General features: G+C 33.6%; 34 protein-coding genes and 2 other RNA genes. 26 read left to right on the top strand and 10 right to left on the bottom strand.

Annotation, left to right across the window (positions count from 1 at the left end; all coding sequences use genetic code 11):
• Positions 1–16: 16 nt before the first annotated feature.
• Entirely contained in the window at positions 17–517 is a 501-nt protein-coding gene (gene yonH, locus BSU_21090) for a conserved protein of unknown function; phage SPbeta (RefSeq protein NP_389992.1), read from the bottom strand.
• A gap of 218 nt (positions 518–735) precedes the next feature.
• Between yonH and yonI the strand changes: the two genes are divergently transcribed.
• Positions 736–1,146 carry a conserved hypothetical protein; phage SPbeta gene (gene yonI, locus BSU_21080; RefSeq protein ID NP_389991.1) on the top strand — a complete coding sequence of 137 codons (411 nt, stop codon included), beginning with the start codon at positions 736–738 and terminating at the stop codon, positions 1,144–1,146.
• A gap of 33 nt (positions 1,147–1,179) precedes the next feature.
• On the opposite strand, the gene yonJ is transcribed toward yonI, so the two are convergent.
• From yonJ to yonP, 6 genes are all read right to left on the bottom strand, one after another.
• Positions 1,180–2,397 carry a conserved protein of unknown function; phage SPbeta gene (gene yonJ, locus BSU_21070; RefSeq protein ID NP_389990.2) on the bottom strand — a complete coding sequence of 406 codons (1,218 nt, stop codon included), beginning with the start codon at positions 2,395–2,397 and terminating at the stop codon, positions 1,180–1,182.
• Between the two features lie 16 nt (positions 2,398–2,413).
• Complete coding sequence (gene yonK / locus BSU_21060; RefSeq protein ID NP_389989.1) at positions 2,414–2,605, bottom strand: conserved protein of unknown function; phage SPbeta; 192 nt, start codon at positions 2,603–2,605, stop codon at positions 2,414–2,416.
• 950 nt (positions 2,606–3,555) lie between these two features.
• A complete protein-coding gene (locus BSU_21058; RefSeq protein YP_009513968.1) occupies positions 3,556–3,726 on the bottom strand; it encodes a hypothetical protein; phage SPbeta in 171 nt (56 codons plus the stop codon).
• A gap of 560 nt (positions 3,727–4,286) precedes the next feature.
• The gene (hupN, locus tag BSU_21050) at positions 4,287–4,565 is read right to left on the bottom strand and encodes an HU-related DNA-binding protein; phage SPbeta (protein ID NP_389988.1); all 279 of its coding nucleotides are present in this window, start codon (positions 4,563–4,565) and stop codon (positions 4,287–4,289) included.
• A gap of 243 nt (positions 4,566–4,808) precedes the next feature.
• Positions 4,809–7,328, bottom strand: coding sequence for a conserved protein of unknown function; phage SPbeta (gene yonO, locus BSU_21040; protein NP_389987.1), 2,520 nt, complete (start codon positions 7,326–7,328; stop codon positions 4,809–4,811).
• Positions 7,329–7,367: 39 nt separating this feature from the next.
• Positions 7,368–7,562 carry a hypothetical protein; phage SPbeta gene (gene yonP, locus BSU_21030; RefSeq protein NP_389986.1) on the bottom strand — a complete coding sequence of 65 codons (195 nt, stop codon included), beginning with the start codon at positions 7,560–7,562 and terminating at the stop codon, positions 7,368–7,370.
• A gap of 952 nt (positions 7,563–8,514) precedes the next feature.
• On the opposite strand from yonP, the gene yonR reads away from it, so the two are divergent.
• The 3 genes from yonR to spbT all read left to right on the top strand — a co-directional run bounded on the left by yonR (position 8,515) and on the right by spbT (position 10,118).
• A complete protein-coding gene (gene yonR, locus BSU_21020; RefSeq protein ID NP_389985.1) occupies positions 8,515–8,841 on the top strand; it encodes a putative transcriptional regulator (Xre family); phage SPbeta in 327 nt (108 codons plus the stop codon).
• 114 nt (positions 8,842–8,955) lie between these two features.
• Positions 8,956–9,567, top strand: coding sequence for a putative hydrolase lipoprotein; phage SPbeta (gene yonS, locus BSU_21010; protein ID NP_389984.1), 612 nt, complete (start codon positions 8,956–8,958; stop codon positions 9,565–9,567).
• A gap of 374 nt (positions 9,568–9,941) precedes the next feature.
• On the top strand, positions 9,942–10,118 hold the full coding sequence (gene spbT / locus BSU_21000; RefSeq protein NP_389983.1) for a toxin; phage SPbeta: 177 nt from the start codon (positions 9,942–9,944) through the stop codon (positions 10,116–10,118).
• On the opposite strand, the gene apbT is transcribed toward spbT, so the two are convergent.
• Positions 10,053–10,159, bottom strand: an RNA gene (apbT, locus tag BSU_misc_RNA_90) — antisense RNA of toxin SpbT. The two genes, spbT and apbT, sit on opposite strands and share 66 nt — an antisense overlap.
• Here apbT and yoyJ point away from each other — a divergent pair.
• The 8 genes from yoyJ (at position 10,137) to yopD (ending at position 16,819) form a co-directional block, all read left to right on the top strand.
• Entirely contained in the window at positions 10,137–10,388 is a 252-nt protein-coding gene (yoyJ, locus tag BSU_20999; protein YP_003097750.1) for a conserved protein of unknown function (toxin/antitoxin island); phage SPbeta, read from the top strand. The two genes, apbT and yoyJ, sit on opposite strands and share 23 nt — an antisense overlap.
• Positions 10,389–10,432: 44 nt before the next feature.
• Positions 10,433–10,621: a conserved protein of unknown function; phage SPbeta gene (gene yonU / locus BSU_20990; protein NP_389982.1), complete on the top strand. Its 189-nt coding sequence runs from the start codon at positions 10,433–10,435 to the stop codon at positions 10,619–10,621.
• An 81-nt stretch (positions 10,622–10,702) separates the two neighbouring features.
• The gene (gene yonV / locus BSU_20980) at positions 10,703–11,935 is read left to right on the top strand and encodes a conserved protein of unknown function; phage SPbeta (RefSeq protein ID NP_389981.1); all 1,233 of its coding nucleotides are present in this window, start codon (positions 10,703–10,705) and stop codon (positions 11,933–11,935) included.
• A 327-nt stretch (positions 11,936–12,262) separates the two neighbouring features.
• Complete coding sequence (gene yonX, locus BSU_20970) at positions 12,263–12,769, top strand: conserved protein of unknown function; phage SPbeta (protein NP_389980.1); 507 nt, start codon at positions 12,263–12,265, stop codon at positions 12,767–12,769.
• Positions 12,770–13,125: 356 nt separating this feature from the next.
• Positions 13,126–14,442: a conserved protein of unknown function; phage SPbeta gene (gene yopA / locus BSU_20960; RefSeq protein NP_389979.1), complete on the top strand. Its 1,317-nt coding sequence runs from the start codon at positions 13,126–13,128 to the stop codon at positions 14,440–14,442.
• 260 nt (positions 14,443–14,702) lie between these two features.
• On the top strand, positions 14,703–14,930 hold the full coding sequence (gene yopB / locus BSU_20950) for a putative transcriptional regulator, lambda repressor-like; phage SPbeta (protein NP_389978.1): 228 nt from the start codon (positions 14,703–14,705) through the stop codon (positions 14,928–14,930).
• A 107-nt stretch (positions 14,931–15,037) separates the two neighbouring features.
• Positions 15,038–16,366, top strand: a complete 1,329-nt coding sequence (yopC, locus tag BSU_20940; protein ID NP_389977.1) for a conserved protein of unknown function; phage SPbeta — start codon at positions 15,038–15,040, stop codon at positions 16,364–16,366.
• A 57-nt stretch (positions 16,367–16,423) separates the two neighbouring features.
• On the top strand, positions 16,424–16,819 hold the full coding sequence (yopD, locus tag BSU_20930) for a conserved membrane protein of unknown function; phage SPbeta (RefSeq protein ID NP_389976.1): 396 nt from the start codon (positions 16,424–16,426) through the stop codon (positions 16,817–16,819).
• A 4-nt stretch (positions 16,820–16,823) separates the two neighbouring features.
• Here the strand turns inward: yopD and yoyI are convergent, their stop codons facing one another.
• The gene (gene yoyI, locus BSU_20929; protein YP_003097749.1) at positions 16,824–17,054 is read right to left on the bottom strand and encodes a conserved membrane protein of unknown function; phage SPbeta; all 231 of its coding nucleotides are present in this window, start codon (positions 17,052–17,054) and stop codon (positions 16,824–16,826) included.
• Between the two features lie 101 nt (positions 17,055–17,155).
• A complete protein-coding gene (gene yoyH, locus BSU_20928; protein YP_003097748.1) occupies positions 17,156–17,335 on the bottom strand; it encodes a conserved protein of unknown function; phage SPbeta in 180 nt (59 codons plus the stop codon).
• A gap of 70 nt (positions 17,336–17,405) precedes the next feature.
• Between yoyH and yopE the strand changes: the two genes are divergently transcribed.
• From yopE to yopQ, 14 genes are all read left to right on the top strand, one after another.
• On the top strand, positions 17,406–17,657 hold the full coding sequence (yopE, locus tag BSU_20920; protein NP_389974.1) for a conserved membrane protein of unknown function; phage SPbeta: 252 nt from the start codon (positions 17,406–17,408) through the stop codon (positions 17,655–17,657).
• A gap of 3 nt (positions 17,658–17,660) precedes the next feature.
• Positions 17,661–17,876: a conserved protein of unknown function; phage SPbeta gene (gene yopF / locus BSU_20910; protein NP_389973.1), complete on the top strand. Its 216-nt coding sequence runs from the start codon at positions 17,661–17,663 to the stop codon at positions 17,874–17,876.
• Between the two features lie 10 nt (positions 17,877–17,886).
• Positions 17,887–18,018, top strand: coding sequence for a hypothetical protein; phage SPbeta (gene yopG, locus BSU_20900; RefSeq protein NP_389972.1), 132 nt, complete (start codon positions 17,887–17,889; stop codon positions 18,016–18,018).
• 38 nt (positions 18,019–18,056) lie between these two features.
• Positions 18,057–18,593 (top strand): superinfection exclusion protein B; phage SPbeta, encoded by a 537-nt coding sequence (sieB, locus tag BSU_20890; RefSeq protein ID NP_389971.1) that lies wholly within the window; start codon positions 18,057–18,059, stop codon positions 18,591–18,593.
• Between the two features lie 26 nt (positions 18,594–18,619).
• Positions 18,620–19,153 (top strand): conserved protein of unknown function; phage SPbeta, encoded by a 534-nt coding sequence (gene yopI / locus BSU_20880; RefSeq protein ID NP_389970.1) that lies wholly within the window; start codon positions 18,620–18,622, stop codon positions 19,151–19,153.
• Between the two features lies 1 nt (position 19,154).
• Positions 19,155–19,571, top strand: a complete 417-nt coding sequence (yopJ, locus tag BSU_20870; protein ID NP_389969.1) for a conserved protein of unknown function; phage SPbeta — start codon at positions 19,155–19,157, stop codon at positions 19,569–19,571.
• Positions 19,572–19,747: 176 nt separating this feature from the next.
• Positions 19,748–20,908, top strand: coding sequence for an arbitrium peptide sensor regulator; phage SPbeta (gene aimR, locus BSU_20860; protein ID NP_389968.1), 1,161 nt, complete (start codon positions 19,748–19,750; stop codon positions 20,906–20,908).
• 13 nt (positions 20,909–20,921) lie between these two features.
• Entirely contained in the window at positions 20,922–21,047 is a 126-nt protein-coding gene (aimP, locus tag BSU_20850; RefSeq protein ID NP_389967.1) for an arbitrium lysis /lysogeny regulatory peptide; phage SPbeta, read from the top strand.
• An RNA gene (aimX, locus tag BSU_ncRNA_1) (small RNA controlling lysogeny of phage SPbeta) lies at positions 21,022–21,312 on the top strand. Before aimP ends, aimX begins: the two co-directional genes overlap by 26 nt.
• A gap of 61 nt (positions 21,313–21,373) precedes the next feature.
• Positions 21,374–21,574: a hypothetical protein; phage SPbeta gene (gene yopM / locus BSU_20840; RefSeq protein ID NP_389966.1), complete on the top strand. Its 201-nt coding sequence runs from the start codon at positions 21,374–21,376 to the stop codon at positions 21,572–21,574.
• Positions 21,575–21,576: 2 nt separating this feature from the next.
• Positions 21,577–21,894: a hypothetical protein; phage SPbeta gene (gene yopN / locus BSU_20830; RefSeq protein NP_389965.1), complete on the top strand. Its 318-nt coding sequence runs from the start codon at positions 21,577–21,579 to the stop codon at positions 21,892–21,894.
• A gap of 47 nt (positions 21,895–21,941) precedes the next feature.
• Positions 21,942–22,154, top strand: a complete 213-nt coding sequence (gene yopO / locus BSU_20820; RefSeq protein NP_389964.1) for a putative transcriptional regulator, lambda repressor-like; phage SPbeta — start codon at positions 21,942–21,944, stop codon at positions 22,152–22,154.
• Complete coding sequence (gene yopP / locus BSU_20810) at positions 22,144–23,220, top strand: putative phage integrase; phage SPbeta (protein NP_389963.1); 1,077 nt, start codon at positions 22,144–22,146, stop codon at positions 23,218–23,220. The genes yopO and yopP overlap by 11 nt, the downstream gene beginning before the upstream one ends.
• Before the next feature lie 106 nt (positions 23,221–23,326).
• Positions 23,327–24,709: a conserved hypothetical protein; phage SPbeta gene (gene yopQ / locus BSU_20800; protein NP_389962.1), complete on the top strand. Its 1,383-nt coding sequence runs from the start codon at positions 23,327–23,329 to the stop codon at positions 24,707–24,709.
• Positions 24,710–24,713 lie beyond the last annotated feature (4 nt).

Raw genomic sequence — 24,713 nt, 5'->3', positions numbered from 1 at the left:
CGTTCTAAAAAGGTGCTTAACTATAGGTCAAATCACCACTGGGAGACATTTCGATATCTTGTGTTTTTAACTTTTCAATCACCATGTCCATTAACCCTTTACCAATTCCACATGTATCAATCAACAGTTTGTCAGGGCGTTTTTCTTTTAAAATCTGAACCAATAGGTCTGCTTGATATCCGAATGTCTGAGAAGCTATTCTTCTTTTAATATTTTCAAATTTGGAGTCTTTAACATTAACAAGTAAAACTGTTGTACAATCTGTCCGGGGATCAACGATTAACAACCTATTTCCTTTTGGAGAATCTACGCCTATTTTATAATCAGCAATGTTTTCGTTTTCAACATTGCTACCTAAAGTGTAAAAATTAACTTTTGATTTTGATGCAAGTCCCATTAGTTTATGTAATTTACTAATAACAGTAGATATCTCTTTATCACATTTGTATCCAGACTGCTTGAGTTGGGCAAGTGTTTCTAAGTGCTTATTCAGATATTTAAAGTCTTCATTCGTCATTTTCTTCTTCATCCTCAATCGTTTTTTTGTATTACTTTAATAAACCTTTTTGCAGTCAACCATTAATGCGACTCCAATCTAAATAAAATTAAAGTTTTATCAAAAAAAGATTAATAGTTTAACTTTAGGTTTAAAAATCCACTATTGGATGTTGACATCTGATAAAAAAGTGGATTACACTATTTATGTATTACGATATCTAAAGGGGAGATCACGTTATGGAAAACAAAGTTACATTATCAGATCTTGTACGTAAAAATATACCAGTGATTTTAAAGGGTTCAAAACACCCTCTTACAGAAAAAGAGCTGCTTGAAGAACTAGCAAAAAAGATACCTGAACTTGTTAAGAATGGTGAATATAGAAATGGAGTTCTTCGAGGTGTATTAAATAAATTATCTACACAGCCAGTTGATCGATTAGGAATTTCACGTGAGGGTAATCGAGTTAAGTATTATTTCATTACAGATAAAAAAACTGAGCTTCAAAATGTTATTAGAAATCTCATCAGTGAGATTAAAGAAAAGGAATTATTGACAGTTGATTACTTGAATGATTCGCCTGAAACAATTGACTTTATAAAAGATGTATCTACTCACGTTAAAGACTTAGAGGGATTTACAAGATAAACCTAATTAAAGAAGGCCTAATAGGAGCCTTCTTTAATTTAATATGTAATCGTATTGAATAATCCGACCTTTACCGGACTCATAAATTGAAAGGTTTGCTCCAGCTTTGGCACCTGTCATTAAGCTGTCACTGTATTCATCGGAACCCATTACAGAAGGGAGTTGTATAACTTGGATATTATGAGTGGCTGCTTCACCTACAGTGAGCATGTTTCCGTGGTGGAAGTGGGAGATGTACATGTAATCGTAGAATTTTCGTTTCATCTGTGAGATGTCACGAATGGCATTCTTTTTGTTTTTAATCTGGTGTCCGTGACATGCGACAATTTCAAATTCAAGTAATTTAAAATCCACAATTCCTTCGTCGTATAAAGGAACTTCAATTCGCTCATTGTCTTTGAGTACGTCATGGATATAAGTAGCTATAATACGCTCTACATCTTCTTTAGGCATTTCCGAGCGATTTGTATTATGTAATCTTAGTTCAGTATGATTTGCAGAAGGGATATGTATGTACTTAATTTTGACGTGCTTAGAAAGTTCTAAAAGCCATTCAGCTTTGTACCTAGAGTATTTTATCACTTGGTCAATAAACCCGTACTGAAGGGCAGTTAATTGCGATACGCGCAATGCCATACCTTCAACACTGTCAGCACCATTTAACACGACCAGCTCATCTAAATTTTCTTTTTGAATGTACTCAACAGTTTCAGAAAGAATCTGATTCATACGCTGCAAATAAATCTGTTCGTTGTATTCATTGTTGTTGCTTTTAAATTGCTTCCCGAAGTGTTCATCTCCAAACCCTAGAACAGCAGCTCTTTTTCTTTCGTTCTTATTTAATGGATAGAAGGAAGGGGGAGGGAGAGTACCTACTTTCTCAATTGCTTCAGTTACATTTTCATATAGCAGCTCTGTTCGGCCTTTGACGCGTGTGTTTTTATGTATTTCATGCTTTACAGCTTGAAGCTTTTTTCTCTCTTCCATGATTTCAACCTTTTTCAGTTCCAATTCAAGGAGAGAATTATTTGATTCATCTGACCTTTCTCGTTGGTATTCAACTCCTTCAATGAAGTTGTTGAACCATTTTCTATAAGCTGATTCACCTTTAGATTCACCAGTTTCCTTGTTGATTAACTCTTTGATTTCTTCCCAGTTTAGATTATAAATGTCTTTATTAGAGCAGATTCTTATTTTCCATTCTTTAAGGTTTTCATCTGAGTGACGCTTAGTTTGAACAGGATCGATCATTCAGTCAGTCATCTCCTTACTCAACGCCTTTAACAGGAAGTTCATTTTCTTCTTTTACAGTAATTGAAACATTTTTTCCATTAAACTCTGAAAGAATTTCTTTGAAATCATATGTGTATTCAGCTTCTTTAGTTTGTTCAGTAACTTCCATTACGTCCATATCAAAAAAGCCTTTAACATTAATTTGATGTACTTTTTTGCTTGCCATTTAAATTCCTCCAATAATTTTCTATTTACGTACAATAAGCTCCTTCGGAAGCCCGATGATCCGAAGCATCGGTAACGTCCGAGAAGGGGATATAAAGGAGATGAAAGATAAGTCGGATAGGCGTTGGGGAAACGCCCGAAGGAGATTATTGATAACTTGCGTACCGGAAGGCTCGTAAACACATTCCGGCTGATCAGTAAAACGCAAGCACAAAAAGGCCTTCTAACGATTTAGATGACCTTGTTCTGATTACATTCTAACCCCGTTTCACCTACGTCATTAGCTCACGTTGGGACGCAAGCCTTCAGATCGACAGGGATTACGCTGATTACGGGTTCAGCGACTGAAACCTTTGCAGTTGACAAACTATAAGTAAGTCGAAATATCAAAAGACGCCAAAATAACGTCTTCAGGAACTCCTTGTACATCATGGTACATGAGCATATAAACCGGTAATCGCTGTGCGAAAACTGATTCTCCTTCTGCACATGGCAGATGAGCTAATTCATTTAAGAACTGTGTAAAATCTCTGAATTCACAGTGAAGCCTTGATTAGTAGCGGCAATGGAAGGAATCCCAAAGCTGGACGTATCGCGGTATCTTTAGTGTCCCCCACGCGGGATTAATCGGCTACTCTCGATCAGACAATGAAATACTAACTCTAAACCTCGACACATTATGGTGGCGAAACACCAATAATGAGAAGGAAAGACCCATTATAAGCCTTCTCAATGGCGTTTTCAGTCTCTCTTGTCAGGTTACACGCCTTATTGAGAAACAAAGCGTCTCAAACTCTCGCCATTTATTTTGCACAGTTTTCTCTGACCCGTGTAAGGAGGTATGTGCATGGGAAAGGTAAGTTTCTTGAAGGAAAAGTAGCGAATATGTTACTAAGTGAAAGGAAAAGGCAAGACCGAAAATAATCCTTTTCTGTGAAATGACAGCGGTGATCAAGCGCCCAAAACCATATCACTTATTTTACGAGGGTATGTAATTTCAAAGCCTCGTTTACCCGGAAAAATTTTGTTGACCGCATAATAAGCATCGAAGCTTACAAGGGCATTATTTAAAGGGAAGGGAGACGCATCTACATTCCCTAAGTGTAAGCCGAAGCAGTACACCGCAATTAATATTCAGGGATACATGTCACCCATAGTAAGACTGTGATGGGATTCACCCTACATAAAAAACTTGAGTAGCAAAGGTCTTACCGACATGTTTAGCCCGATAATAGCCATTTATCTGTCTCCTGAAGATACAGACATCCGAGTTAACCTCGCACCCTCATAAATGACTATTATCCGACTAACTGCAATGACCAGCCGCAGTTTTGTGTCAGAATGATACAGAAAAGAAGGGAGTAGATATTGTTTAATCGAGAAAAGCTAGTTCACACTGGAGAGGAATCTCCACTAATATTCATTTAGATTAGTCTTTACCTTCATAAATGAACATTAGTCGAGAACTGATATCCCAAATATCAGTAATCAACTAATTATTGACGGCACCCCCATGCCATAAATAAATAACTATAATTAATTAACCCGGAGTTGAAGATGAAAAGCGAAAAGAGGGGAGGTCGACAATTTCCTCCATAACTTCCAACTCTGCCACTTTTAGGAGCATAAGCTCTTTGTGACAAAGCGTGCAGGTAGCCTTTCCTGTCGTCCTCATTAACTGATTATTTAGCTTTGACTGCGTCTTTAAGTGCTTTTGCTGGCTTAAATGCAGGTGCTTTTGTAGCCGGAATATCAATTTCCTCTCCTGTCTGGGGATTTCTCCCTTTACGAGCTGCGCGTTCACGAACTTCAAATGTTCCGAAACCAGGAATACTTACTTTTTCTCCACTTTTTAATGCCTCTGAAATAGTGTCAAAGACTTTTTCGACACTGGGAGCTCCTTCTTTTTTAGATACCCCTTGTTTTTCTGCCACTTTAGCGATTAGTTCTGTTTTATTCATAATCAATTTCCTCCTAAGTATTATTAAATTTATTCTAAATGAACAATAAAGATTGTCTTTTATATAGACGGGGGAAACGTACTAGCCCTTTTATGTGGAAATTAGCTTTCTGTCTCCCTTATGACGATTATCTCCAAAAGTGCTCTCAACCCAGTAGCACCAAGGGATAAAGACACTTTTTTGTTGAAGTTTTTTTCGGTAAAATCGCTGTACACCTTGGGGGAGTAAGGCTCAAGGCACTTTCTAACGGTGGTTAATTCTCTTTTTGTTATATTTTTTGTATTTGTCACGTTCTTTTTTCTTTCCACAAGACTGACAGTACTTCGCTTTGTTAGATGTTGGCTTAAAAGCTTTTCCACAAATACAGCATCCTTTAAAGGTCTTTAAATTATGCTTAATGTTCTCCAGTACAATATCGCCAAAGCACTCCCACAGTGTCGATTTGTATTTACTTTTTTTCTTATATAGATGTTTTACCAATACATCTGTAATAAATCCGTCATCATTATGTATTTCCAATAGTTTTTGTTTGATAATCTTATAGACATAAAGTTTTTGTCCTGGTTTAGCTTCTTCATCATTCATAAGCCATTTTTTATTTCGATCAAGACGTTTATATTCATTTATTACGGCTTCATTAAGTTTAATCTCTTTGTTTTTGAGTAAGAAGCGGTAATCAAATTTTCCTGCAACTGCAGCAAAGTTGATTCGGTCAGAAGGGATAATGGAGTCTAACTTATTTACTGTACTTTCATTAATCGATTCTACGCTATGTTCTTCTTTATCCTTTGCATTGATGAAGAAGTGGGGCACTTTATTTTTTATGTAATCTTTGATTTTCTCATCAACGTGATCAGGGCGGGTGGGCATGAATAAGGTTTTTGCAAAATCGATAGTAAAGTTATTCTCCATGCATAACCATTTGATCACGTCCAGGTTTATATTGTCACTGTTCCATATCTTAGTGATGTTGTTACTGTACTCCCCGATATTGATTCCATAAGCAAGAGTTAGTGCTTCATAGATGTTTCTGCTATTAATCTCTTGTTTCTGGGCTACAGACATTTCATAATACAAAGGAACGATGTCCGCCATATTACGCTTGGCAATATTGACGATTAGCTCATCAGAAATAATTAAGGCCTTATCCCCGTCATTGTCAAACTGCAGCAGCTTGGATATCGGATCATGAATGCTGGTATAAACACCTGGGGTAATGAACCACTTTTCATATTCCTCATTTTTCTTGTTCCACCTAACACCATGCTCTCTGAATAGGTGAGGGGAGCGGAGGATATCAATATACCCTTCATCATATAAAGAACAATGGACATCGCTTCCTGAAAGTAGTCCTTTTGGACTCTCAATTCCAAGAAACAATCTTTCACAAAAAGCATATAGGTCAGGACATAAATATGTATACCGGGCGTCACTGACAAGTAATTTTCCTGATTTGGCGTCCTTAATCATACTCTTCTTCTTATTCTTAATGATTTCTTTGGTGTGATCATCATTTAGCAGCTCAGGATATATTAGTAGAGCTTCTTGAAGGCTTGTCTTATGTTTATTTTTCTCGGTAGCCCCTAAAACTTTCATCATTGTTTCTTTATCAGTGCCTAATTGAGTAATCTCACTAACAGTCTTTGAGCTGATTTGTTTCAATTCCTCATCTGTGATATCCGTGAGTGTTTGTAGCATCTGGTAAGTCAGTTTTCCCTCAACAGATGGATCTTCTTCATTTAATTTAGCTCCTAAACATCCATACTTTTTAAATTTATAGCGATAATCATCCCAAGAATCATAGTACTTCCACATCTTAAACTGGCTTTTCGTAAAAATTATTTGGATATCATCTTTAATAATGTCCCATTCTTTACCGTAGACGTCTTTAACTATAAATGAACTGTGTTTTTCAGCAAACTTTCTAAAGTCAAATGGAACAAGTAGACCCTTAACCCAAGGTAATCTGACCATAAAGCTTTTCTGACTCAAACTAGGGAGCATCATTCCACAACCATCTGTATGTTCTATAGGAATATCCATAATCTTACGTGTGATTTCATATGTATCCCGGTCAATATAATCAACTAGGCTGGAAACATTTGTTTCTAAGTCATTTACGACAATTGCTTTATCAATATCAATTTCCCATGAACTGCTGGCGCTATTCGATAAGGCCATGTAGCTATTCCATTTGTTTATGCTGCTTCCACCTTGAGCATTGATATGCTCCACACTAAGACCACAAGTTAAAGCATTTTGATACTTATCTAAGGTGCTTTGTTTGATAAAACAAGATTTTTTTGTTCTTATTTGACCGGCACTGCTAGTGAAATAAACGTATTTCTCATTGTTATGTATGAATCCTTTATCAATAATGTCCCTTAAAATTTGAAAGTGATAAGTTTGGACAACCATGATCTCTTCAGAGAGAGAGTTTTCTTTGATTCCCAGCGTTCGAGTTAAGACTGAATCAAATAATGAAATCACATTATTATCTTTCAGAGAATCTGTTCTAAGTGTTCTTATTTGATTATGATCGTTAAAGGCGTTATAAAGCTTTTCTTTTAAGGAAATAATCCTTTGCGTTATGTACTTCTTATGTTTTTTATCAACATGTTCAAGTTTTCTGAGATGATCTCTGTACCTATATGATTTTAAAATCTTGTTATGTAATTTGTTTTCTTGATCATTATAAAAAGCAGAAGTGTCAATACTGTAAATATGTACTTGTTTATTTAGGCCGTCTTTTTTTCCTTTCAATAAATTCTCCCCTTATTACTTTTATGCATATTTTTTGATTTAATAATCGCTTTTTAGATACTTATGTACAAGATTTTTATATGTATAGCTCTTTTTATCGATTGTTCCAAATAGTTTATAGTCCTCATAAAGAGTGTTTTCTTCTTGTGAAGCAGTTCCTTCAATAATAGCAGTCTCTAAAAATCCAATTAAATTACTAAACATGTACGTTACTTTCTCTGAATCCTTTTGCATTATCTCACCTCCTCACTTATGGATTTATTATATACATATTATTTGTATTTGTCTATTGTTTTTTCGCTAGTGTGTTAATAGCTCCAGGTTAAGAGGTGAATTCTGAAGCATTTAGAGAAGGGGGGATTATCGTAATCTAAAAACATGCTTATCGTAAAAAATATTAAAGAGTTTAAAAAGCCAGTAAACATAAGGAGATTTGCTGTATCGAATGGTGATTAGGGGATAAACGATCGTAAAACATAAGTGAGAGTAGGGGAAAGTGGTTGCTTTATCTAAATATTGAAGAAATCGAGTAAATTTGAAGAGGGGAAAATGTTGATATTTAAGGCTTTTACGATAGCGATTACGATGTGAAAAAGGGTGATTTTGAGGTGGAATTAGGAAAATGAAAATTTGGATAGGGTGTGGAAATGGAAGTGCTATGGGTACATCTGTTCCCTTAATTTTACCATTAGATGTAAATATACCCCCATATATTGGTATTGTAATGCGTGTATAAGGAACATTATACGTGCATTTAATGACTTGGGCAGGTCTGCACCAATGCTATCATAATTCCAGGTCAAACACAAGAATTAATTTTTAAAAAATAAATTGTTTTTCAATTTAAAAATGAATAACCATTCATTAAAAATAATCGTATTTATAACGAATCCGAGGGAATCGAAGACATAATTTATTCTTATCCACTTACATTACTATATCATATCTTCATATATAACCCTTGTATTTACTGACCATCTCAGCCTTGAAAGGTAGTCAGCAACTTGTCTTTAACTAAGGTTCTCTTTTTCAAATCAACATCTCCTTCTGTAAACAGTTTGTTTCTACACTGTTAACAATTAAAGAAACCTTTAGTTTCTCCCGATATATTTTATGAAACTTTTTGCTTCTTTTTGTTTACGAAACTATTTGCTTATATAATAATTGTCAAAGTGAGGAACCTACTATGTTTGGAGAACGTTTAAAAAAATGCCGTACCTCCAAAGGATATAGCCAGCAACGGATGGCGGATTTCTTAGGAATTACGAGACAGGGATATGGGAAATATGAAATTGGTAAGGCTGAACCTGATTTAAAAACCCTTACTAAATTAAGCAATATATTAGGAGTATCTACTGACTTTCTTCTAAAAGGCACACATGCACAATTTGATCTCGATGAGATATTAAATGATCCAGAGACTTTAATTGCTGGATATAATGGAATGATCTCGGAAGAGCAAGCTAAAGAGTTACTGTATTATCTTTTAAAAAAAGAGTTCGAAGAACATTAGTAGCTATTCTTAATTCTTCTGGTAAAACATTTGTTTAATAAAAAGAAAACAAACTGTTTAACACCATTAAGTTAAATGAAAGAAAAGAAAAAATAACTGGAGTAAAAAGGGGAAATGAAATTGTTTAAAAAATTGGGGATTTTACTATTAATCACTTCACTGATATTGCTCGCAGCTTGCAAAAATAGTGAAGAGTCTTCTTCATCATCAGAAGACACAAACAATGCAACTGATACCAACACATCAGAAAGCCAAGACATCTCAGTTAATGGTCCTGAAAAAGTTGGGGATGTTTATGAAATTGATGGTGGTACAGCTAAAGTAATGGCCATCAGCAATAAAGAAACCACTGTGAAAACTGGCCCGATCCAATTTACTGTAAAAAAAGTAATTGCCGCTGTTGCCAACGAACAACTACCTTTTATTGATGTTCAAATTGAATCAGAAAATACATCTGATGAAGTAGTTCGTTTCAGACCAAGTCTAGCACAATTAGCAACAAGCACTGGGGTACAAATCGATGAGCCATCATTGTTGGAAAGTGACAGGCTTCTCGACGAGTACGTAGGAAAAGTAAATGATAGTGGATCCATCATATATGTTTTTGATAACGAAGAGGATATAAAAGATTTAGAATCAATTCGGCTGAGAATCTCTTCTCCATTTAATGAGGACTTAAAGAATTTAGGGGACAAGCTAGACTTAAAAATTAACTTAGAGCATTAAAAACAAGCCCTATTTTGGGGCTTTTCTTTAGAAAATAAAGTCGAACATAAGTTTTTATTTTGTTGGTAGGAGGCTTTACCTTGTATCATATTTCACTTCTTGAGGAAAGAAGACGAAAAATTTACACCGGATCCCATCATACATTCCACCTAATCACACTCATACATTAACACGCTCTCAGAGCCAATATAACACCTCTCTAAGCATCCTTAATCAATTCCCAATCCAATTGTATTCTTGTTCATTCAAACAGCACACAAGGCATCTTAATACCATCCATCAACACACAAATAACTTACCACAAATATAAAAAATATGTATATAAAAATCATGAATTATGTTATAATAGAGTCATAGGAAAGGAGGTGTACATAGTGCTTGAGAAAATGGGTATCGTAGTTGCTTTCCTCATATCTTTAACGGTTCTTACAATCAACAGTCTAACAATAGTTGAGAAGGTAAGAAACCTAAAGAATGGGACAAGCAAAAAGAAAAAGCGTATACGCAAGCGGCTCCGACCAAAGAGACAACGCCAACGTATACGCCGATGAGAGCTAAGCTAAAGGGGAATGAACTTCTCCTTTAGTTCCTACCCATATTATAACATGATCAAGCACATTGCAAACATGAAACGATTCTCATTATGGTTTACCCATATCACATTCATTGGCTTATTCTTAATGTTTCAACTCATCAAAGATTACTTCAGCAGCGAAGGACAGGCGCTAATCAACACAATTTTTGTTGTCACATGTATCATTGCCATATTGTTATGGATCATCTATTGTGTATTCCTTAAACTAAGAAACAAGTCACACTAATCATATAGGCCTCATGGTATAATTAAATCATTGAGGTGAGATGATTGGAGAAAAAATTCCTGGATGCTATTCAGCAGCTAACAAAGGAATTGGAAATGCTCAAGAAAGATATTGACTCCATCAAAGAAGCAACTGTCAGAATTGATAAAGACCTTTTAGAGTACAGAGAAGAGATAAGCAAAGTAAAACAAGATGATTCAGTATTAATCATGCAGCAACACAAGGATAATTAAATATGCGTTATAAATAAGGGAGCGGTAAGGCAATTATCGTTCCTTATTTTTCGATACAAAATTAAAATATAAGGAGGATATATGGAAAGAGTTAAAGTTATCGATTCTATTATGGGATCTGGTAAAACAACTTACATTATTAAGATGATGAATGAGGCACCAAAGAATGAGCATTTTATCTTTATCACACCATATCTTGATGAGGTAACAAGAATAAAGAGGTCATGTACGAATAGAAAGTTTTACGAACCAAAAATACATAGTGAGGAAGGGGAAACGCTCTATAAACTGGATTCATTACATAAACATTTAGCAGATAACAATGACATTGTAACAACTCATGCTTTATTCAGTATGGCTAATGAAACAACTAAAGAATTGATTTACTCAGGCAATTATACTCTTATCCTGGATGAAACTATGGAAGTGGTTAAGAAATTAAATATATCCAAGGATGATCTGGATATGCTGTTCCAAAATGAATGGATTAAGAACAATAATGGCACAATCATTTGGAATGATGAACAAGAAAGAAATCTTAATAGGGAATATAAAGGAGAGTTCCAAACACTTAAACATTTGGCCAAGAGTAAAAACTTAATTTTGCATAATGAGTCTGTATTGTTTTGGCAGTTTCCTGCAGACATCTTTGCCCAATTTAAACAGGTCTATAATCTTACATATTTGTTTGATGCTCAGATTCAGAAATATTATTATGACATTAACGGAATAGAATATGAACTTTATGCAGTAGTCAAAGACAATGACAGTTATAAATTAATGCAGCACAGTAGGCAATTTGATAAAGCAAAGAAGGATGTCCTAAGACATAAAATTAAAATATATGAAGGTGACTTGAATAAAATTGGTGATGATTATTATGCATTATCAAAAAACTGGTTTGAAAAACGTTCAGTGTTACATAAACGGCTTAAGAATAATATTCTGAATTACTACCAGAATATACTTAAATCAAAGTCTAAGGGTAATCTTTGGACAACTTTTAAATCACATAAAAGTAAACTAAGTGGGAAAGGTTATACGAAAGGCTTTTTAGCCTGTAACATCAAAGCAACGAACGAATACAGTCACAAAAGATCTTTGGTTTATTCAATAAACAGATTCGTTAATCCTGCAATTGATGATTATTTTAGATCCAAGGGAATAATCATAAACGAGGACAATTTTGCTTTATCTGAGATGATTCAATGGATTTGGAGATCAGCTATAAGAAATGGACAGGATATTAATATATATGTCCCATCATCACGAATGAGAAAGCTGTTAATGGATTGGTTAGAGAACCAGAGATAAGAATAGCGTATGAAAAAAAAAGCAATAAATCGTTTTTGAAACCCTTGGTACATAAGGGTTTTATAGGGGTCTCTCGTAGAAGAAAAGAAGTAAATAAATTAAATAATAAAATAAGAGAATGGGGGTGCTGCTAATTGTTCAAAACGGTTCGTTCCTCACCTGAACAATTTTTGCTCACACCACCCCCAAACCCCCTCATGAGCAATTAATATTAACGCTATATCAAATACAAAAAATATGTATTTAATTATTGATTATTATAGATTATCAAGTTATAATATAAATAACAAATACAAATAATATGTATAAAAACAGGAGGTAGTTAAAATGAATGCGCAACTTTTTAATCTGGAGTCTAGACTTGATGAATTGGAAAATGAAATTAATACACAATACTGTGAGTTAGATACTAATCTTGATGCTCTTAAATCCAATCGTATTGAGCTGGAATCACAGCTTGAAAAATTTGAGTCTAGTCTTACAAATAGATTACAAGGAAGCATTTCAAATAACTGCCGAAATGACCTGCTTAATCTGGGATACACGCATTCACAAGTTGATTGCATGTCTGACGAAGAAGTTTACGCTGCACTCGATAAAATTGATGAAGAAATTCATAATACTGATCAAGATTATTCTACGGGATTTGAAGATCTTGAAAAACAAATCATTGAGATGAAGAGGGACTATTTCATTGATCGAAAAGAAAGAGGGTCAGGGAATTTCGATGAGGCATGGGAAGGAGAAATCCTTGATTTAGAATTTGAGTACACGGTTCTTTGTTTAGAAAAGGGGTTAGAACCACTCAATTATATTATTACCTGGGAAGGATAGGAATTAGCTTTAACAAGTGATTATACCGTTTTAAATGAGTCACAATAGTTCAAAGCAGCGATTCTTTTCTTGAATAAAGAATGTTTAGCTTCAGATATATATCAAAATAAAATGCATATTTTAAATAGAATATGGATAGTGAAAGCTGTACAGAACAAAATTGGAGATGGTCATGATTGATCTTCAAGAAGACAGGTTCATTAAATAATCGCATAGAATTAGGGACAGAGAATTAAAAGAAAAGAAGCAGGTTTGGAACTCTATGGGGAATGACCTCCTTAGTGAAGGAATTGCAAAAGTAATGAAGAACTTAAATAATAGACTTTAAAATTTGAGAAAATAATTAGGTGATAAATTTGGAAAATATAGCTCTTGAATCCTCCTTTTTAGAGTACGATATTAATGAACCGATTAAAATCTATACCGGCCACTTTACAATTGAAGTTGCTGATGATTTTTTTGAAATCTTGGGAGAAGTTAAAATTGCATTTTTACCAAAAGCTAGACTAATATTTGAAGGAGCCATTTCAGGCAATCTTAGCAAGCTTTTCGAATTTGAAAAGGCAATGAAAAGTAATAATATGATGATTAATGTACCTGGATTTATGAAATCTGAAGTTCTTATTTCAGGTATAACAGACGGAAGTAAAGGGAACAAAGTATCAGGGATACTAAAACGATCTATTTTAACCTCAGCTGAAACTAAAGTGAATAGAATGGAATTCACGGTGGTTAACTTCGTGAATGATTTAGGTAGAAGGATTGTGCATGGAAGGTTTAAATTTTCAGGGAGAACAAAATTAAAATATAAAGATTGGGAAATAATTTTGGATAAGCGATATGACTATTCAAACAAAAAAATCTTTGATAGATTAAAAAATTCGGGTGGATACTTAATAACACATGTGGGATATTTAAAAAGAGTGGATGATAAATTATTTGATACTAAAGAAGTAGAACCACTTATTTCAGGGCTTTATTGGTTATTATCCTTTTCAGCAGGTAGACATGTTGCTATCCCTACATTGGAAGGATACCACAACGAGGAGGTAATATGGAGTAAATACCAAGTTCCATTAATAGATGGCTGGACTAATAATATTACTTGGTTTCCAAAACAAAAATCTCCATCCTTAGAACATTTATTTCCAAAGGTGATTGAGAAGCAAGAAGATCCTTTTTGGAATAAAGTTTTATGGGAAGTGTTGAGTTGGTACTCCCAAGCACATTCATCAAGTATAGTAGAAAACAAGGTGGTATCTGTTCAGGTTGCATTGGAAACTTTGGCGTGGGTGTATCTTATTGTAGACAGAAAATCCAATATTAGTAAATCGAAATATAAGTATATGAATGCAGCAGAGAAATTTAGAGAAATATTATCTAGATTTTCAATTGACTTATCAATACCAAAACTCTTTATTGACATTAAGGATAATTATGACGATGGCCCACACCTTTTTACTGTATTTAGGAATAAGATAGTCCATCCTACAAGGGAACTTGATTTTGACAATCCGATAGATAAGCTCCATGTACTTTATCTTGGTGTTTGGTATCTTGAATTACTAACACTTGGAATATTGGGATATGAAGGAAGTTATGTAAACCGTTTAAAGGTACCTATAATAGAAGGAGTATATGAATTTGTCCCTTGGAAAACAAGAGACAATTAAAAATGTCTTTATAAGGATTTACAGTCAGTTGGCGATAAAAATTTCTCAGAGTTGCCATACAAAAAACATTTGCTTTTGACTAAGTATCTATGTTGTAAGAAGTTAAAAAGGTTTAAACGGTTTTCGATTTAGATCACGAATAAGAACGATAAAACGAACTTAGATTTATGCATTATTGACCAAGTCTTATCTTGGTCTTTTTTATGTATCAGTTGATTACTATAAGGTATCAATAAAAGACAAATGAAAAGAGTGGAATTATGATTAGATCAAATTTAAAGTCCATAATAGACGAAAGAAAGATCAGTATCCGGAAGCTATCTAGAGATATTGATCATGAGTATCCAACTGTCAGAAAGCTTTATAATGACGAAATGGAGCGGTATCCAAGAGATCTGTTAGATAAAGTCTGTACATACCTAAACATCGAGCTGCAGGAATTGCTGATATTCGAAAAAAGCCATAACCATATCGATCACTCAGGATGAAAATGGTATACTAAAGTTACAAGCATAGGAAGGAATTACAAGTTTTCCAGGTCTACATAAAATCGTACTTATATGGAAAAGGTGAAAAATTAATAAGGAGAACATAAATGGATTTGTATAGAAAAGCTAAAAGGCTAAAAAAAGAATTATCGAAACATGAGGAAATTAATGATTCTTTGAAAGAGCTTGCATTTGATATTTTTAAAGAGTTAACAGTAAAACCTGAATTTATAGACAAAAACACCAATGATGTTATTGGGGAGGAAAAAATTAACACCAGCACCTTTTCAAATAAAGAAAGGTTAGACATTTTAATTGAATGGACTATTGAAATAGATCCAATATTAAGTTTTATTATTGATAAATGCGATATTCCAATAGAAAGAACGGGTGGGGATGATTTAGATGCTTTTATGGAGAATGTTTATACAGAATATATAGAAGAATTGCATAAGCTACCAAATAGAAAATCATTCGATTCATCAAAAATCACAAAGATAGAATCTTTTGCGCAACAAATTACTAAAACAATTGAACTTTACTTAGATGGTTATGTGCATTTAGCATATGCTGAATTTGATAAAGGAATGAATATCTTTTCTGAAGAGGTTAACATTGAAGAGCTGCTCTTATATAACATTGATAGTATTCGTATTCCTTGTAAATTCTTTAGAATGAGAACCAGTAACACAGAGGTTTTTTCTAAAGATGATATGTTTCATATACCATTTGAGAAGAGAGGAATAATACGCACAAATCGTTTTAGTATACCAGGATTTCCATGTCTTTACCTTGGAAGTTCATCACTTGTTTGTTGGGAAGAACTAGGAAGGCCTGACTTAAATACTACCTACACTTCGGTTTTTCACCTTGAGGATGAAGATATAAAAATTCTGGATTTAAGTGTTTCACCTACGGAACTGGCAGATAATCTAAAGAAATTTTTTGAAATAACATTTAGAAGAAAAATATATAAATTTAATGCATACTTTATGACATGGATTTTAATATCTGCATGCCTAATTAGAGTAAAAAAACAAAAAGACATTTTTAAACCAGAATATATCATTCCTCAATTTTTGCTTGAATGGGTTAAACAGACAGAGTCTTCGGAATACTGGGGAATCTGTTATTTGTCTTCTAAGATTAACAGACAAACAATTGAAAATTACAAGCTATATAAGAATTATGCTATTCCTGTTAGGCAAAGAAAAGACAGTGGACATTGTTCGTTATTGGGCGAGACATTCCAAATATCTGACCCCGTAGCTTGGGAAACGTTCCAAAGTCATAAGGACTCACCAGAATCGCTTCCTATCAAAAATCCATTATTTCCAGAAACCGAAGGGACTCATCATGATTACCATAAAACAGAGTTGGGGAGACTAGAGGCCTTTTTAATTAGATATAGATCAGTTGTTAAAGACCAACTGTAACTGAAATCTAAAAACTACGATTTTAAAGGGAAATGTGAAACAAGCGGAGGTGCTGATTTGAGCCTCAATCAAAAAGCGTTAAACAGTTATGTTTATACTCTGGCGTTTTCAAGTTTGTCATTTGGTCTAATTTTTGGTCTGTATCTGTTTGTTTACTCTGGATTTATGGCAATAGCATTAGTCACAATTGCCATCATTGCATTTTACGCTTTAATCACTTACTTGGTGTTTGCTGCCCCTTTGCAAGTGTGGCTAAGAAGAAGGCGCAGAAAATTCAGTTTGATCAATTTTTTAATTTATATTGCAGTGGCCTTTTCAGCTGTGTTTTTGTTCTGGTTTGTTGATTATCCGCCAAATGCTCTTACCATGTTCAGAAGCTTTGAGTATTACATTATGAGTATTGTAGCTGCGTTTATTTATTGGTTTTGGGATTCGATATTCCTACGAAATTAACATATTAAATTATGAATTTCACACCGTTTACAACAAGTAAGAAGGCTGCTGATCCAAACAGTAAATATTCGGACAGTTTTTGTTTGCTTAATATCGCTTCAACTCCGACTAATGATAAAAGGGCGGCAACAAATAATTGCACAACAATCAACAATAATTCATTTTGATTGAACAATGAGTATATGCACAAGACTAATACAATGCAAGAAACCGAAATTTTTGCAACTTTTAGCAAGGTATCACTCCTTATGCTAACCTTAACACGATTACGCGTCTTAATCCGAGAGCATAAAGAATCAAGATAAAAGAAGTGTTTTAAACAAAAAGAGCATTACACTAAATGCTCTTTTTCATGCCACACCTTCTGCATTCACGTAAAAATATTCCACTCTTCACAGAGCTTTTAAACAAAGTGTAATCACAATTGTCGCAGCGGCCGTATTTTACATCAGGATATTCTTTGTAATCATATACGATTGAAGTGTCATATCCGTTTGTTTCGTATTTCTCTTCCACAAGATCACCTACATAATTTATTCAACATACTCAAGAATACCAAATTTCGTTCGATATAGGGAGGGAACAAATGATTGGATTAGCTTATTTTTTAATTATTTGGCTTGGAGTTGGATTATTGACTGGCATTAAGTTTATTTTTGTTGATCAGGTCTATGATGAAGAGTTTAAAGAACTCATGGATAAAGAAACAGCAGCGGGCATGGAAAGGAATTTGGCCAGCCTGTTTTTCAAAAATAAGCTTAATGTGATTGCTTTTTTTATGTTAATTGGTTTACTGCCATTGGCAATGAGGATTACAAAATTATTTAAAAGAGGTTGATTTATGCCTTTGATTGATTATTTTTATGTACTGCAGTTTGAAAACAAGGAATACTTTAAAGCATTTAAATTAGATGAGAGTGGTTATTTGACATCTAGCGACCTCCATGAAGCTTCTAAAATACATAATATGTTAGAAGTCATCGAGGTAGCAAGTGAGCTTAAAACGAAGTGTAATGTGCAATGTGAGGTAAGGGAAATTCAAGTCGTAAAGCGTTAGGAGTGTTCAGGTGTATTGGATAGAGTGGATTGAGAATGGAGAAAAGAAAAACATTGTTGCAGAAGGTTGGATTGAATGGGCTGCTATACTTGAAGACTTGTATCAGAAGCGGTTCGAGTATGTTGAATGGAAGCGGCTATAACATCTTCACTATTCTATAAATATGAGGTGGTTGATTATATGAGTGACCAAAATGAAAAAAGTCCTTCATGGGTAGGTGACATTATTAAGCTGAGCCCTAAATATTTATTGGGACTAGCAGTTTTTTCTGGAATTGGGCTTTGGTTAGGGAATGTTGGATTAGGAAAAACACTTGGTATAAAAGATGCTATAAATAGCTATAAACTTTACCTAGGGCTTGTTTTCTTAGCATCAACCAGTTTCATTTTATCTCACTTTATTTGGTGGATAAGTTTGGGGATAAAAAATAAAATTGACCAAAAATACAGTTATAAACTGCAAAAAGAAAGACTCCGAAATCTTAATAGGAGGGAAAAACAAATATTAAGCCCCTACATCTTTGACGATGTTCGGTCTGTGGAATTAAGTATAACTGATGGGACAGCTCAGGAATTAGAACATTTAAAGATTATTTATAGAAGTTCTAATATTAGTAATCGTGGTTCTTATTTTGCATACAACATACAGCCTTGGGCGAGGGGATATTTAACAAAAAACAAGCATTTATTACATGAGTCAATAGATCACATCTTATAAGACATACAGAAAGGAAATATTCAAATTTGAATAATATAGGAGAAATAATTTCTAATTTTGAAGGTATCATTGGGGCTTTATTGGGAGTTATAGTCACTTTAATTCTTACTCACATATTAAAGCACTTTGGGCAAATTAAATTTTATATAGTTGACTTTGAAATATATTTTAAAACCGATAATGATGGTTGGGGAACTAATGTTATGCCATCTAAAGATGAAGCAAAGCAAATAGAAATACACTCCCAGATTGAAATATACAATGGCGCTGAGATCCCCAAGGTTCTACGGGAAATTAAATTTTGCTTTTACAAAAACACAAATTTAATTGTTTCTGTTACCCCTGATGATAAAGCAACAACTGAAGAGTTTGCTGAGTTTGGCTATTACAGGGATAAGTTATTTAATATTAATTTGCCTTCTAAGCAAATCATCGCTATTAATATAATAAAATTTTTAAACGAAAAGGAAACTAAACAAGTGAAAAAATGCAATAGGGTTTATCTTGAGGCAAAAGATCATAACGGGAAAATGTACAAAGTATTCTTAGGGGAGTTTTAAAATGAAAAACACATTTTTATATTTTAGATGGGAAGACCTCCATGGTGAAATAGGTGTTGATTCCTTTAATTTATTGAGAGCAAGTTATTCTAATTTGAGTGAACAGCAATTAGTAGAGTTAATTAAAGAGTTGATATCTATAGAGCGGGAGGATATCGCTGCGAAATTTGATATACACCTATCTGAGAATGCCCCAGTTTTCGATGAACGGCAACATGTGGTTTATAAAGGCGTTGCCGGAGATATGAACTACAAAGACATGTTGCTTTCTTTGGTAACGGCATTAGATTTGACTAATACACTTGACCATGTGCAGAATATCCTGTCCTTAGCTAAATGCTTAAGAAGTTTTGATAGAGAAATTTTCGCTAGGTTTGCAAAGGATATTGCGGAAGAGGTGTATTATAGCCTTAAGTAGGACCTTTTGCTTTAGAAGAACACAATGAGGTTTAGTCCTCATTGTGTCTAGTTAAAATTGGAATTTTAAAGAGATTACAAATACAAAAAATATGTATAAAATAATTGACTCGTAATGTGATCTATAGTATTATTAAGTTAACCAATAAAGACAACAAAAAGAAATGAGGGGAAATAATGGAGTTAATAAGGATAGCTATGAAGAAAGACTTGGAAAATGACAACTCTTTAATGAATAAATGGGCAACAGTAGCTGGCCTTAAAAACCCCAATCCTCTTTATGACTTCTTAAACCATGATGGGAAAACATTTAATGAATTTTCTTCAATAGTCAACATTGTTAAGAGTCAGTATCCAGACCGTGAATATGAATTAATGAAAGATTACTGTTTAAACCTAGATGTTAAGACAAAGGCAGCAAGAAGTGCATTGGAGTATGCTGATGCAAATATGTTTTTTGAAATAGAAGATGTTTTAATAGATTCAATGATTTCTTGCAGCAATATGAAAAGTAAAGAATATGGAAAAGTGTATAAAATACATAGAGAACTGTCTAACAGTGTTATTACTGAATTTGAGGCAGTGAAAAGACTCGGCAAATTAAATATAAAAACACCTGAAATGAATTCTTTCTCAAGACTCTTGCTGCTTTATCATTATTTAAGCACTGGTAACTTTTCTCCGATGGCCCAACTTATAAAACAAATTGACCTAAGTGAGATTTCTGAGAACATGTACATTAGAAATACATATCAAACAAGAGTTCATGTTCTAATGTCTAATATAAAGTTAAATGAAAATTCATTAGAGGAGTGCAGAGAGTACTCTAAAAAGGCATTGGAAAGTACAAATATCCTGAGATTTCAGGTTTTCAGCTACTTAACTATTGGCAACTCTCTATTATTTTCGAATTATGAATTGGCTCAAGAAAACTTTTTAAAAGGGCTAAGCATTTCTGTTCAAAATGAAAATTACAACATGATTTTCCAGCAGGCTTTGTGCTTCTTAAATAATGTATGGCGCAAAGAAAATAAGTGGATTAATTTTGAATCTGATTCAATTATGGATTTGCAGGAGCAAGCTCATTGTTTTATCAACTTTAATGAAAATTCCAAAGCAAAAGAAGTTTTGGATAAACTAGATCTTTTAGTTCACAACGATAATGAGCTTGCAATGCATTATTATTTGAAAGGAAGACTCGAACAAAATAAAGCATGTTTCTATTCTTCAATCGAGTATTTTAAAAAGTCTAATGACAAATTCCTTATTAGGCTGCCACTGTTAGAACTGCAAAAGATGGGTGAAAATCAAAAACTTTTAGAATTACTTTTACTTTAAAGGAGGTGAGACAATGAAAAAACTTATTATGGCTTTAGTTATCTTGGGCGCACTAGGCACTTCTTACATAAGTGCAGATTCTTCAATCCAACAAGCTTCAGGTGATTATGAGGTTGCTGGAATGCCACGTGGAGCATAAAATCCATTGACACATAAAGTTATTAGTATTATTATTTATTTAATTAAATTAAACAGAGAAAAGGAAGACGTTTGGCTCTTTTGAGCTAAGCGTCTTTTGTAGTTTTAAGGCCATCACTTAAATATTAGGTTTTAATAACATCTAGTGATCAACTTCAAATACATACACCCTAATTAAATGAAATGCATTACAAAGCAGCACATTCGCAAAAAAATTGCGTAGAATGTGCTATTTGTCGTTAAAAAAATCTTTACTTCCCTTTTGTAATGCATTACAATTGCTATAGATGCAAAAGATAAAAAATATGTATATAGGAGGTTGGTGGTATGTCCGCAATTAGTTACTTAAAAAACAGTATGACAATGCATAAAACCATTTACCAAAAGAAAGTTGAAAGCTTAGTTAAAAATGATTTGTTTTTTCATGAAAAAAGCATTGAAAAGTCAAAAATAATGAAGAATGAAAATGTTCGAAAACAACTAACTAAAGGATACATGAAATTGCTAAGCGAATACAAGGAGGATTAATGATGCATGTTGTAGAACTTAGGTCTACAAATCATAAAGATATTGATGCCGATTTTGTATTAAATGCTAAACAAACTTACATAGAGAGTGTACTAAACATTAGGAAAATGATTGTTAATGCAAAAACTGAAGATGATCTACATGGTGCAAAAATAGAGATAGCAGCATTATTAAAAGATCTAAATAGAGTATTATTAGGTGGAGATGGATTAAAAAGAAGCATTGAAAATAATCCGCATTTTAGATCCCTAATACATTTTGTGAAGAATTTAAAACGACACATTGCAATTGAATTTGAAGAGTTTATTTATCAACCATAACATATACGCACTGCAGTCTATAGTATACATAAAAATAGGAGGTTGACATGTCAGAGCGAATAAAACAGCTAATGGTCAAACGTGGCATCACAATAGAGGAATTGTCGAGGGAGACAATGATTGATATGCAGACATTAAACAAAATCATTGAAATGCCAGATGAATCAGATGTTACAACCATAAAGCTTATCGCTCTGGTGTTGAATGTCTCTATTGATGAGTTATTAGATGAGAAAGGAGGAGAAGATAATGCAAAATAAAATTAAACAATTAAAAAATTATGCGGTTTACGATGATATCGAGGGCTTTTTAATCAATAAAGATATAAGAAGTAGCTCAGGGAATTCTAACTATATGATGCCTTCATCAACTAGAAGGGTGTCGAACACCAGAAAGAATTATGAAGGGGATATTAAGCAGTTCTTTAGTGTGATTAAAGGTAAAGATGTCAAAAGTTTAGTTCCCGATGATTTAGTTGTAAGTAAAAGCGAATTAAGCAACTATGTGAAGTATCTTCAGGAAAAGGGATTAGTTAATAATAGTATTAACAGAAAAATGACCTCCTTGAAGATGCTCTATACATATTTGGAGCATGATTATAAGGACTATATTGACTTGTCGGTGTTTAATACTGTCGAAAGGCTTAAAACAGTAACTAAAAACTGGGATAAAACAACCCAGACAGAAGCCGAAAGAATCGCTCAGGATATGTATATAAATGAAAGACAGAAACCTTTAATGAAAAAGCTGTTTGTTAAATTCGCCATCAGAACTTCTTTTCGTGTAAGTGCGATTTTGCGAGTAAGATGGAAAGACATACAGCTTGATGAAAGTACAGGCCATTATATAGTAACAGTTATTGATAAAGGATCTCAGGTTGTGTCTACAGGCATTAACCAGGTATTTTATGAGGAATTGTTGCAGCTGAAGGAAGAGGATGACAGCGAAACTGAATTGGTTTTTCAGGGGCTTTCGGAACAATCTTTACGACACTCCTTAAAAAGGTCGAAAAAAAGGTTAGGAATACCTCCTGAAAGAGAATTAGTCTTACACTCATTTAAGGGTGTAGGAATTGACTATGTCTATGAGAATTCTGGTCACGATTTACTTGCAGCAAAAGAACAAGGAAATCATAAAAACACATTAACAACAGAGAGATATATGAGCAGAAAGATTAACATAGCGAACTCTGCTGGTGTAACAATGGATGAAAAAATCGATTTAAATCCACTATATGAAGCAACCCAAGAGGATTTTATTAGTTTTTTTGAAAACGCTGATCTTGTTACATTAAAAAAGTTTATAAAGCATGTAAATGAGCGATAATCATTTTTTCGGTATATTACTCAGTTCAAATGATAATTCTTCTTGATTAACCAGATTGCCTTTGGTAACTTTAAATTTAGCAACATGACATGAGGTGAAAGGCTATATGACAGTGATCTTTGATCAGTCTGCAAATGAGAAACTGCTTTCAGAAATGAAAGATGCTATCTCGAAAAATAAACACATAAGATCTTTTATTAACGATATTCAATTAGAGATGGCTAAAAATAAAATTACTCCAGGGACAACACAAAAATTAATTTATGATATAGAAAATCCAGAAGTCGAAATTTCTAAAGAATATATGTACTTTTTAGCCAAGTCCCTATACTCAGTTCTTGAAAGTGAAAGGTTTAATCCACGAAATTACTTCACAGAAACGGATATGAGAGAAATTGAAACGTTATGGGAAGGATCTGTGGAGGAAGATATAAAATTTCCGTATACATTCAAACAAGTTGTAAAGTATTCGGATGATAATTATTTCTTCCCCATCACTGCTAAAGAGTTGTTTATGCTATTTGAAAATAAGTTATTGCACTATAATCCTAATGCTCAAAGAACGAACAAAACGAAAAAACTAGAGGGCTCAGATATTGAGATACCTGTACCGCAGCTCAATAAACAATCGGTTGAAGAAATAAAGGAACTGTTCTTAGATGGGAAATTAATTAAATCAGTTTTTACGTTTAATGCACGTGTTGGAAGCGCAAGTTGTGGCGAAGAATTAAAATATGATGACGACACTATGTCTCTTACAGTGACTGAAGACACCATTTTAGACGTTTTAGACGGGTATCACCGGCTAATAGGCATTACTATGGCTATAAGACAACATCCTGAGTTAGATCATTTGTTTGAAGAAACCTTTAAAGTGGACATCTATAACTACACTCAAAAAAGGGCGAGAGAGCATTTTGGGCAACAAAACACAATAAACCCAGTTAAAAAATCTAAAGTGGCTGAGATGAGTCAAAATGTTTATTCAAATAAAATTGTTAAGTTTATTCAGGACAATAGCATAATTGGTGATTATATAAAGACAAATGGAGACTGGATAAATCAGAATCAAAACTTACTTATAACTTTTTCTGACTTCAAAAAGGCAATTGAAAGAAGCTATTCTAAAAAAGATTTTTCTACTCAAGCAGACATCTTAAAAACTGCAAGATACCTTACATCTTTCTTTGATGCTTTAGCTACACAATATGTAGATGAGTTCTTAGGTGATATAGCAAAAGAACGGAAGAGAAGTTTTGTAAACAACTATTTGTTCTTTAATGGTTATGTGGGATTAGCTAAGAAATTGCAATTAGATGGGGTAAGCCTAGACGAGTTGGAAAGTAAGATTACTGATGTTTTAGGCTCTATAGATTTTAGTAAGAAAAATAAGTTGTGGGATGAATTAGGTGTAGTAGACAAGAATGGAAATGCTAAATCACCACAAAAGATATGGAATTTCTTCAATAATTTAAAAATAGACGAGTAATTAC

It is taken from the genome of Bacillus subtilis subsp. subtilis str. 168, assembly GCF_000009045.1.
GTDB lineage: Bacteria > Bacillota > Bacilli > Bacillales > Bacillaceae > Bacillus > Bacillus subtilis.
This window is presented reverse-complemented; position numbering and strand designations above follow the sequence as displayed.

Bases quoted from the DNA above. Each gene is read 5' to 3' on its own strand.
- yonH (NP_389992.1), bottom strand. From the start codon at position 517: ATGACGAATGAAGACTTTAAATATCTGAATAAGCACTTAGAAACACTT.
- yonI (NP_389991.1), top strand. From the start codon at position 736: ATGGAAAACAAAGTTACATTATCAGATCTTGTACGTAAAAATATACCA.
- yonJ (NP_389990.2), bottom strand. From the start codon at position 2,397: ATGATCGATCCTGTTCAAACTAAGCGTCACTCAGATGAAAACCTTAAA.
- yonK (NP_389989.1), bottom strand. From the start codon at position 2,605: ATGGCAAGCAAAAAAGTACATCAAATTAATGTTAAAGGCTTTTTTGAT.
- hupN (NP_389988.1), bottom strand. From the start codon at position 4,565: ATGAATAAAACAGAACTAATCGCTAAAGTGGCAGAAAAACAAGGGGTA.
- yonP (NP_389986.1), bottom strand. From the start codon at position 7,562: ATGCAAAAGGATTCAGAGAAAGTAACGTACATGTTTAGTAATTTAATT.
- yonR (NP_389985.1), top strand. From the start codon at position 8,515: ATGTTTGGAGAACGTTTAAAAAAATGCCGTACCTCCAAAGGATATAGC.
- yonS (NP_389984.1), top strand. From the start codon at position 8,956: ATGAAATTGTTTAAAAAATTGGGGATTTTACTATTAATCACTTCACTG.
- yoyJ (YP_003097750.1), top strand. From the start codon at position 10,137: ATGAACTTCTCCTTTAGTTCCTACCCATATTATAACATGATCAAGCAC.
- yonV (NP_389981.1), top strand. From the start codon at position 10,703: ATGGAAAGAGTTAAAGTTATCGATTCTATTATGGGATCTGGTAAAACA.
- yonX (NP_389980.1), top strand. From the start codon at position 12,263: ATGAATGCGCAACTTTTTAATCTGGAGTCTAGACTTGATGAATTGGAA.
- yopB (NP_389978.1), top strand. From the start codon at position 14,703: ATGATTAGATCAAATTTAAAGTCCATAATAGACGAAAGAAAGATCAGT.
- yopC (NP_389977.1), top strand. From the start codon at position 15,038: ATGGATTTGTATAGAAAAGCTAAAAGGCTAAAAAAAGAATTATCGAAA.
- yopE (NP_389974.1), top strand. From the start codon at position 17,406: ATGATTGGATTAGCTTATTTTTTAATTATTTGGCTTGGAGTTGGATTA.
- yopF (NP_389973.1), top strand. From the start codon at position 17,661: ATGCCTTTGATTGATTATTTTTATGTACTGCAGTTTGAAAACAAGGAA.
- sieB (NP_389971.1), top strand. From the start codon at position 18,057: ATGAGTGACCAAAATGAAAAAAGTCCTTCATGGGTAGGTGACATTATT.
- yopJ (NP_389969.1), top strand. From the start codon at position 19,155: ATGAAAAACACATTTTTATATTTTAGATGGGAAGACCTCCATGGTGAA.
- aimR (NP_389968.1), top strand. From the start codon at position 19,748: ATGGAGTTAATAAGGATAGCTATGAAGAAAGACTTGGAAAATGACAAC.
- aimP (NP_389967.1), top strand. From the start codon at position 20,922: ATGAAAAAACTTATTATGGCTTTAGTTATCTTGGGCGCACTAGGCACT.
- yopM (NP_389966.1), top strand. From the start codon at position 21,374: ATGTCCGCAATTAGTTACTTAAAAAACAGTATGACAATGCATAAAACC.
- yopN (NP_389965.1), top strand. From the start codon at position 21,577: ATGCATGTTGTAGAACTTAGGTCTACAAATCATAAAGATATTGATGCC.
- yopO (NP_389964.1), top strand. From the start codon at position 21,942: ATGTCAGAGCGAATAAAACAGCTAATGGTCAAACGTGGCATCACAATA.
- yopP (NP_389963.1), top strand. From the start codon at position 22,144: ATGCAAAATAAAATTAAACAATTAAAAAATTATGCGGTTTACGATGAT.
- yopQ (NP_389962.1), top strand. From the start codon at position 23,327: ATGACAGTGATCTTTGATCAGTCTGCAAATGAGAAACTGCTTTCAGAA.